This is a genomic window from Collinsella ihumii, from assembly GCF_030385545.1.
In the GTDB taxonomy this organism is placed as follows: Bacteria; Actinomycetota; Coriobacteriia; order Coriobacteriales; family Coriobacteriaceae; genus Collinsella; species Collinsella ihumii.
In genome coordinates this window covers 491,157-497,834 of the sequence record NZ_JAUEIQ010000001.1, presented here as the reverse complement: position 1 = coordinate 497,834, position 6,678 = coordinate 491,157, and the positions used below count along the sequence as shown (strand labels likewise).

The window sequence follows — 6,678 nt, the reverse complement described above, 5'->3', positions numbered from 1 at the left end:
TCGAGAGTACGCCATAGGCACGTTGTTCGCCTGAAAGCGTGCCTATGGCGTACCTTGGATTGAGCTGTGTGCCTATAGCGTACCGTCGTTCACGCGCCCGCGCTCCAGGATTCCTGCCGCACCCTCCTTCGGGCAAAAGTGGCTAGAAATTTCTGTTTTGCTGTAAGCCGAGCGCGGTGGAAATGTCCGATTGACCCATCTTGTCCGCATTGGCTGGTTGAAAAGACGATTTCCGAACCCTTGCATCCTCGAATCGGGCACTGCCGAGGAGAAACCTGGCCGACACCAGGCCTCTGGCCCCTCCATCCTGGTTCAGCAACAGCAAAATAGAAATTTCTAGCCACTTTCTCCACGGAGAGTGGCATCCCCGGGCCCTTCGACGCAATAGAGGGGAGTACAGTGCCGTTGATCAACGTTTCCTGAGGCTCATGCCTTCGCTCATTCATGAATCAACGGAGCACCTTTTGACGTTTGCCCAGGATTGGATTTTTTAACGCCCCTGTTCATTCATGAATGAACAGGACGAGGGCGCCTAGAACTCGGCGAAACGCGGAGAACCGACGTCGACGTCCTCTTTTCCGGCAAGCAGCTCGGTGAGAGCGGCCAGAAACGGCTCCTCCTCCCCCGCCTTGAAGACAAGGTGCAGGCACACCGAATCGGTGAAGTCCGTTCCCGAGACGTGCGCGCCGGCATGGTCCGCCACGTGCAGCACCTGCTCGTACTGAGGATAGGCGATGCGAACATCCACCGGCACGACGCTCGTCATCTCGACGAGCTGGCCCGCCGCGCGCGCCGCCTCGATCGCCGCCTGCGCCGCCGCCGTGTACGCGCGCACCAGGCCGCCCGGCCCGAGCAACGTGCCGCCGAAATACCGGGTCGTCACGCAGCAGACGTCGCGCAGGTTCGCTCCGCGCAGCACCTCGAGCGTGGGCATGCCGCTTGTGCGCTGCGGCTCGCCGTCATCGCTTGCCCGTTCGCGGCCGTCCGCCAGAATCCACGCCGGCACGTTATGGCGCGCGTCGAAATGCCGGGCGCGCATGGCCGCCTGGTGGGCAGCAGCCTCCTGCTCGGTCTCCACGTGCACAAGCTGGGCGATGAACCGGCTCTTGCGGTCGATGAACTCGCCGGTCGCTTCGACCCCTGCCCGCATCGTGATATAGCTCTCCATACCCGTCCCTCGAACTCAACATGGCGAAAACGAACCGCTACCAATCGTATCAAGTTTTGCAGGAAGACGGGCCGGGACCATAGGCGTCGGGCGATTCTGCCGTAAGGAGCCAGACCGATGCGACGCAAAAAAACAAACGGACCCCATGCAAGCGACATGGGGCCCGTTATCGGCTTCGCAAAACGTACCGTCAATCTCCCGCAGGCGCGAAAGCGATTGACCGGCGCATTCCTAGCTGTTCTTCATCACGATGGAGCCAACCGTGTCGGCAACGTGCTCGACGCTGTCGACGCAATACTCCAAGAACGTGTAGACCTCGTGCCACGTGAACACCTGCATGGGGTCGTCGCACGACGTGTGCAGCTTGCGCATGGCGTTGATGTAGACCTGGTCGGCCTCCTCCTCGATCGAGTTGATCGCGATGACATGCTCGCGCAGGGAGTTGGTGCGCCTGAACTGCGGCAGTTCCTCCAAAAGCTTGCACATCTCCTGGCAGCTGCGCTCGATCATCTCGACGAGCTGCAGCGCGTCGGGACGGATGGACTGGATGTTGTCGAAGTACAGCCGAAGCAGCACGCCCTCGATCCGGTCGACCACGGTGTCGAGGTAGTCGCTCACCTCGGCCAGGTCCTCGCGGTCGATCGGCGTCACGAACGCCGTGCTCAGGGCGTCGAGCACCTGATGCTTGTGCTCGTCCGCCTGCTGCTCGATCGCATGCATGGCGTCGATGTTCTCGCCTATGCGATCAGGGTCGAACGTGCGCATGATGTCGGCGAGCAGCTGAGCCGCCTGGCATGCGAGTTGACCGCACGAGGTGAACGAATCGAAGTAGAAAGAATCCTTTTTCCTGGCCACGAGACCTGCCTCCCAAGTAGCAGTCGCTATACTTTCATCTTTCGCGCGCAGACAGACGGCCCGCGAAAGTCCATTGCGAAACGGTTGATACGGACGTTAGAACAGCAGCATGAACAGCTTGGCCATGACGAAGCTGATAAGGCCGCATCCCGGGAACGTGAAGACCCACGTGAGCATCATGTCGCGCACGACGCTCATGTTGATCGCCGAGAGACGCTTGACGGCGCCCACGCCCATGATGGCGCTCGTCTTGGTGTGCGTGGTGGACACGGGAATGCCGAACACGGTCGAGAGCAGGATGCAGAACGCGCCGGCGAGGTCGGCCGAGAAGCCCTGGAAGCGCTCGAGCTTGACCATGTCCATGCCCACGGACTTGATAATCTTCTCGCCGCCCACGCTCGTGCCGACACCCATGACCGTGGAGCACAGGAGCATCAGCCACACCGGGATGACCGCGCCCGAGAGGTCGGGCTGCCCGTTGGCGAACGCGACGCCGAGCAGCAGCACGCCGATGAACTTCTGGCCGTCCTGCGCGCCGTGCATGAAGCTCATGGCCGCCGCGGCGAAGATCTGCAGGTACTTGAAGGCCCCGTTGGCTTTGCGCCGATCTACGTTCGCGCAAAGATACGTCAGCGCCTTGCAGATCGCCCAGCCGATGGCGAAACCGAGAACAAGGCTCAGCACCAGGCCGTAGATGACCTTGATCCACTCCTGGCCGTTGACGCCGTCCAGACCGTTCTGGATGGCGAGCGCGGCGCCGGTGAGGCCGGCGATCAGGCTGTGGCTCTCGCTCGTGGGGATGCCGAATATCGACGCGCCCACGCTGTAGACCACGATGGAGAACATCGCCGCGCACAAGGCGATCAACGCTTCGTGGGCGTTACCGCCAAAGTCGACCATATTGGAGATTGTTGAGGCTACTGATGCGTTGAGGTGCGTCATGATCAAGACGCCCAAGAAATTGAAGATCGCGCTCATGATGATCGCGGGACGCACGTTCATGCAGCGCGTCGAGATGCAGGTGGCGATAGCGTTGGGGGCATCCGTCCATCCGTTGACGAAGATGACCCCGAGGGTAAGCAACACCGATATCGCCATGATCGGGTTCGAGGTTACTTGACCCAAGAATTCAGCTAGAGAAACTTCCAAGACGCCAACTCCTCCGTTGTAACGCATGCGAATACAGCCCAAACGACCAGTGGAGCACCCGAACGCTCAAACCGTATAGCGCAAAGGGGCGGACTGTGCCAAAACAGCCCGTGGACCTGCGCGTATGCGCCTGTAAAGGGTATCACTTTACCGTTTCTTAGCCAATACGTTACAAGCAACCTTGTTTGTAAGCTCTTTGTAAGCTCGTGGTAAGCCAACCCCTGATAGACAGTGTGAGAGATCGCCCGAGGCCGCACCTCGCTCGGTCGCGGCATGCTATAATGCCCTTCGCAAAGCGGGCCAGACGGTCGCGCGACCGAAACGTCCGTTTCGGCGTGAGGAAAGTCCGGGCTCCACAGGGCAGGATGCTGGCTAACGGCCAGGCGGGGCAACCCGACGGATCAGTGCCGCAGAAAAGAAGACTCCCACCTACGGCGTGCCGTAAAGGGAAAAGCTGAAACGGTGGTGTAAGAGACCACCAGCGTCGTGGCAACACGGCGGCTTGGTAAACCCCATCCGGAGCAAGCGCAAATAGGGGCGCCATGGGTCGGCCCGACCCGCGTCCGGGTAGCGTGCGAGGAGCCGCATGGAGACATGCGCGCCGAGATAAATGACCGTCCTCGACAGAACCCGGCTTATCGGCCCGCTTTGCCCTTCTTGTTCTCATCACGCACATCGGGGACGCAGGCCCGCGCAAGCGCATGGAGTCTGCGTCCCCGATCGCGTTCAGGGGCCGCAACGAGAAAGGGCCGGCTGCACAGGTAGTGCAACCGGCCCTAGAGACTGCAAAATAGCCTGGAACCTAGTCGAGATCGTCGACGCCGAAGTTGTCGATCGGGGCGAACGGATCGGCGACCGGGGTGGGCATCGGCGCGGGAGCGGGCTCGGGCACCGGGGTGGGCGTGGTCATGGGCGCCGGATCGGCCGCAGGCACCGCGGCGGCGGAACCGCTCGGGGTGGAGCTCAGCAGGTCCTTGGGGAACGAGTTCTGCGCATCGTCCATGAAGTGCTGGATGAGCTTGAGGTACTCGCTCTTGAACTCCTCGCGGGAAGCCTTGAGACGGTCGATCTCCTCGATCTCGGTCTGCTTCTCGGCGAGCGCCTGGCGGATGACCTCGCGCGCCTTGGCGTCGGCCTCGTTGCGGATACGCTCGGCGTTCTCGCGCGCCTCGGAGATGATGTTGTCGGCGGTCTGCTGGGCGGCGATGAGCGCAGCGGAGATCTGGCGCTCGCTGGCGGTGTACTCGGGCGCCGGGGCGGGTGCGGGAGCGGCAACGGGCTCGGCCTGGGCGGCAGCCTGAGCGGCGGCGAGCTGGGCCTGCGTATCGGCCAGCTCCTGCTCGGTGGAGGTCAGGCGGCCCTTCAGATCGACAATCTTGTTGAGCATGGCGTCGACTTCGGCAGAAACCTGCTCGAGGAACACATCGACCTCTCCGGGATCATAACCGCGCTTGGCCTCGGAGAAGGTCTGCGCCTGGATGTCAGCAGGTGTGATAGCCATGGTAGTTCTCCTTTTCGTCACTGAGGCGCATCCAGGATGCGGCGTGCGCCTCGTGTCATCTTACAGCAAAATGTTGACGAGCAGCCGAAAACCGAGGTTCAACGCAAGAAGCGCAATAACCGGCGAGAAGTCGAGACCGCCCATCGGGGGGATGATGCGGCGGAACAGGTTGAGATACGGCCCGACCAGGCTGTTGAGGACCATCGCCACATCGTACATAAATCCACCCTGTCGGATGGGAAAGAAGCTGAACAGGCAGTAGACGACGATCAGAATCTCGTAGAAATTCACGAGCGTCGAGAGCACTTGAAGCAAGGTGTAAATTGGTATCGAACTCCTCGGTTACTTGAGATAGCCGTCGTCCCGCAGCTTGGCGAGGTCGGAATCCTTGATCTCGCAGCCCTGGGGCAGGACGATGAAGACGCGGTCCCCCAGCTCCTTGACCGAGGCGCCGAGGCCGCAGGCGAAACCGTAGCTGAAGTCGAGCACGCGCTTGGCGATCTCGGTGCGGACGCCCACGAAGACGAGCGCGACCGGCTGGCGGGTGCGCACGCGGCGCACGACCGTCTCGACGTCGTCATAGCTCTCGGGGCGCAGGATGTAGGCGGGCAGCTGCGGATTGCCGTTGACCACGGCGCTGATGTGCGCGGTGGTGTCGGCAGCGGCCGGAGAGGGCGCGTATGCGCTCGCGGCGGCCTGGCGACGCGTCTCGGCGTAGCTCGAGGGCGTGTCGTAGGCGCCGGGGCGGTACGCGGCGTCGGCGCTGCGCGCCGGCGGGTTGAACGTCGTGGCGTGACGATCGGCATCGCCTACGAGCTGGCCGCTGCGCGTGTACACGGCGACCGACTCGGCCTCGCCGCGATGGGTCTGGCCCAGCACGCCATGGCTGGATTCCTGGGGCTCGTATCCATAGGACTCGGATTGGCCGTAGCCGCGCTCGTCGTAGGAACCGTCGGCTTCATCGTAGTAGCCGTCGGCGTAGCCCTCCTCGTCTCCATACGAATCGTTCCCGAAACCGCGATTCGTGCGCTCTGAAATCCTGTTCTTGATGTCGTCTAGAAAGCTCACGATGGTACCTCTCTGCCCGTGGTGCATGTGGCGTATAGATGGTGCAGGTCGGGCATGCGCCCAGACACCCCTATTGTAGTGCAAAAGAAGGGTCGAACACCACTCGCCCAAGGCGAACGATGGTAGAACCCTCCTCGAGCGCGATCTCGAAGTCCTCGCTCATGCCGCACGAGAGCTCCGGAAGCACGATGCCGTGGGCGACCTGAAGCTCATCGCGCAGGTCGCGCAGGCCCGAAAACGTCCGGCGCGCAGCATCTTTATCCCCTCTGGGGGCCATGGTCATAAGGCCGCGGATGCGAATACCCATAAGCTCCACGAGTTGACCCATGCAGGCGCGCAGCTCGTCCGGGGCAAAACCCGACTTGGACTCCTCGCCGCTGACGTTGACCTCGAGCAGCACATCAACCGGAGCTTCAAGCTCGCCCGCCTCGATGCGCCGCGCCGCGCGGCTGGACACCGCCTCGGCAAGGTGCTGGGACCGGATGGAGTGGATGAGCTGGGCGCGACCGAGCACGGCGTTGATCTTGTTGGTCTGCAGGTTGCCGATCATATCGAAGCGCACCGGCGGAAGGCCGTCGCGCTCGGACAGGTCCGCGAGCTTGCGGACGAGCTCCTGGGGGCGGTTCTCGCCGAAGGTGCGGTACCCCGCGCGGATCGCGGCGATAACCTCGTCCGTGCCGACCGTCTTGGAGACGGCGATGAGCAGCGCGTCGTCCGCACCGCGCCCGGCGCGCGCCAAGGCATCCGCCATGCGCTCGCAGATCTCCTGGCGACGGCGTGAAATCAGTTCTTCATAGCGTTCCATAGGTGCCTCTTTATCTGTTGCGGTACGAACACCATGGTAACGCGAAAGCACGGCCCCGCCTGCGCGAAGCCGTGCTTTGGCAATCGTCTGTACATATATGCCAGATGTCAGACGAGCATTCGTATGCGAAGG

7 protein-coding genes and 1 other RNA gene are annotated in these 6,678 nt (G+C 62.4%); 1 reads left to right on the top strand and 7 read right to left on the bottom strand.

Annotation, left to right across the window (positions count from 1 at the left end; all coding sequences use genetic code 11):
- Positions 1-532: 532 nt before the first annotated feature.
- From QVN30_RS02220 to QVN30_RS02210, 3 genes are all read right to left on the bottom strand, one after another.
- Positions 533-1,168, bottom strand: a complete 636-nt coding sequence (locus QVN30_RS02220; protein ID WP_087199527.1) for an IMPACT family protein — start codon at positions 1,166-1,168, stop codon at positions 533-535.
- A 231-nt stretch (positions 1,169-1,399) separates the two neighbouring features.
- Complete coding sequence (locus tag QVN30_RS02215) at positions 1,400-2,023, bottom strand: DUF47 domain-containing protein (RefSeq protein ID WP_066832969.1); 624 nt, start codon at positions 2,021-2,023, stop codon at positions 1,400-1,402.
- Between the two features lie 96 nt (positions 2,024-2,119).
- Positions 2,120-3,121 carry an inorganic phosphate transporter gene (locus tag QVN30_RS02210; RefSeq protein ID WP_411431535.1) on the bottom strand — a complete coding sequence of 334 codons (1,002 nt, stop codon included), beginning with the start codon at positions 3,119-3,121 and terminating at the stop codon, positions 2,120-2,122.
- A gap of 343 nt (positions 3,122-3,464) precedes the next feature.
- Here QVN30_RS02210 and rnpB point away from each other — a divergent pair.
- Positions 3,465-3,826: RNase P RNA component class A (rnpB, locus tag QVN30_RS02205), an RNA gene on the top strand.
- Between the two features lie 148 nt (positions 3,827-3,974).
- Here rnpB and QVN30_RS02200 read toward each other — a convergent pair.
- The 4 genes from QVN30_RS02200 to QVN30_RS02185 form a co-directional block, all read right to left on the bottom strand.
- Entirely contained in the window at positions 3,975-4,673 is a 699-nt protein-coding gene (locus QVN30_RS02200) for a DivIVA domain-containing protein (protein ID WP_066832976.1), read from the bottom strand.
- A gap of 60 nt (positions 4,674-4,733) precedes the next feature.
- Positions 4,734-4,988, bottom strand: coding sequence for a YggT family protein (locus tag QVN30_RS02195; protein WP_239456056.1), 255 nt, complete (start codon positions 4,986-4,988; stop codon positions 4,734-4,736).
- 27 nt (positions 4,989-5,015) lie between these two features.
- Positions 5,016-5,741 carry a cell division protein SepF gene (locus QVN30_RS02190; protein WP_066832981.1) on the bottom strand — a complete coding sequence of 242 codons (726 nt, stop codon included), beginning with the start codon at positions 5,739-5,741 and terminating at the stop codon, positions 5,016-5,018.
- Positions 5,742-5,811: 70 nt separating this feature from the next.
- Positions 5,812-6,546 (bottom strand): YggS family pyridoxal phosphate-dependent enzyme, encoded by a 735-nt coding sequence (locus QVN30_RS02185; protein ID WP_289835255.1) that lies wholly within the window; start codon positions 6,544-6,546, stop codon positions 5,812-5,814.
- Positions 6,547-6,678 lie beyond the last annotated feature (132 nt).